The sequence below is a fragment of the uncultured Tateyamaria sp. genome (genome assembly GCF_947497045.1).
In the GTDB taxonomy this organism is placed as follows: domain Bacteria; phylum Pseudomonadota; class Alphaproteobacteria; order Rhodobacterales; family Rhodobacteraceae; genus Tateyamaria.
Genome location: NZ_CANMEU010000039.1, coordinates 1 through 1,561, shown reverse-complemented (window position 1 = coordinate 1,561; position 1,561 = coordinate 1). Strand labels below are relative to the sequence as shown.

The following is a 1,561-nucleotide window of genomic DNA, read 5'->3' as shown; positions in this document are numbered from 1 at the left end:
CAAGGGTTACGATGAGCGAAAGACACTCCCTTAGCAAAACAATGCTGTCTGTCTCAAAGGCCGTGACGGGTTACAAATGGGTTGGCGTTAATAACTGCGGTTCCTTTCAGGGAAATGGAGTTATCATCGCCTCCAAAGCGAATTCCAACAGAAGCGCCGCCAGTAATTTGTCCGGTATCTGTTCCGAAAACTCTTCCGATACTTATTTCGGTATTTCCCACCTTACGATCTCCATTCTTCTATGATTTTCTCGAAATTATCTTCGATCTGGTACTTAACTATTTCCCAACTATCATTGACCTTTATTGCATCCCAGCCCAGAAAGATTACTCTTTCTTGGGAGTCTATAAATATCACAATCTCGGAGATAAATCGTTCCGAAACCATTTTTGACATTATTGTTGAGCAGGTTTGAAATCCACCTGGGAAGGCGCGAGACAATATACCTTCTGGTGTATTGTCCGATGCTTCAGGATTTGTATCAATATTGGCTATGCGGTTTGCGAAACCGAAGAAGGAGTTATACTGTCCAAGTGTTAAAATTTCTTTTGCATCTTCCAAAACTTCAATAGAGCCTGGGAGGCTCTCGCAGACCGTCTTTGCTACAGAAAAAGTCGGTACAAGAATGGCGGAAACGACGCATGTCATTTGTAGCAGTTTTAACGCCTTTGACTGCCTAAGTGTTCTTAACATAACTTCCTCCGATGAACTGATAGCCGATGCGCTTTGCCAGCTTGTGTGCTTGCGCAAGACTTACATCAGACGTGACATGGAACAGGATTTCTTTTGCGCCTCTGGCCTTTGACCAGGTCTCGACCCCACGAAACAGGCCAAGGGCGATTTTGCCGCCGGACAGGGACGATCTAACGCTGTGGGCAACATTCATGTTATGGATGGTGGTCAAAAGAACATTTGAACCAATATGGTACTCGCCAACTGAACAGTAGACGAAGCCAACGGCCTGATCGTGCTTCTCGGCAATCATGACGGCATGGCGTTTTTGGTCTTTGAACGCGGCTCTTGCGATCTTACGAACCTTATCAGGGTTGAACGGCATATAGCCGAACCTGCTTTCGTTGTGTGCATCTTGTGCAAGTCGCACGATGGCTGGCAGATCAGAACCAGAAGAGGCTAGTCGAAATGATGTTCCTGAATTAGCTTTGTTGACAGCAACGCTCTCATCCTGTTGATTCGGTTGTAAAACCTTAAGCATTCATGTTCCAATGGGTATATCGCCAAATCGATTGGCTTTTTGTATCCGTAAACGGTGTTTTTTGTCACGTACAATCTGAGCGAGAGCGGTCAAAGGCTTAGACGTTACATAAACCCGTGATACAACGTTTGGAGTTTTGGAGGGTTTTTGTCATCATGGAGCATGATCATCGGATATGCTCACGTTTCAACCACAGACCAAAATCCTGGCGCTCGAACCGACACGCTGACGGCGGCGGGTGCGGATCGCCTATTCTCTGAGAGAGTAAGCGGAGCTGTCCGTCATCAAATGGTTTGAGACAGATGGCGGTTTGACTTTGAGGAGTCGTCGCTCATCTGGGCTTAGTTA

Annotated in this window: 3 protein-coding genes; all 3 read right to left on the bottom strand. The window is 46.3% G+C overall.

Annotation, left to right across the window (positions count from 1 at the left end):
- Window positions 1–53: 53 nt before the first annotated feature.
- Genes Q0859_RS21400 through Q0859_RS21390 form a run of 3 tightly spaced genes read right to left on the bottom strand, consistent with a single transcriptional unit; the run spans window position 54 to window position 1,213 of the window.
- Window positions 54–221 carry a hypothetical protein gene (locus Q0859_RS21400; RefSeq protein ID WP_299155190.1) on the bottom strand — a complete coding sequence of 56 codons (168 nt, stop codon included), beginning with the start codon at window positions 219–221 and terminating at the stop codon, window positions 54–56.
- A 1-nt stretch (window position 222) separates the two neighbouring features.
- A complete protein-coding gene (locus Q0859_RS21395; protein ID WP_299155187.1) occupies window positions 223–693 on the bottom strand; it encodes a hypothetical protein in 471 nt (156 codons plus the stop codon).
- Window positions 677–1,213 carry a hypothetical protein gene (locus Q0859_RS21390; RefSeq protein WP_299155184.1) on the bottom strand — a complete coding sequence of 179 codons (537 nt, stop codon included), beginning with the start codon at window positions 1,211–1,213 and terminating at the stop codon, window positions 677–679. The genes Q0859_RS21395 and Q0859_RS21390 overlap by 17 nt, the downstream gene beginning before the upstream one ends.
- Window positions 1,214–1,561 lie beyond the last annotated feature (348 nt).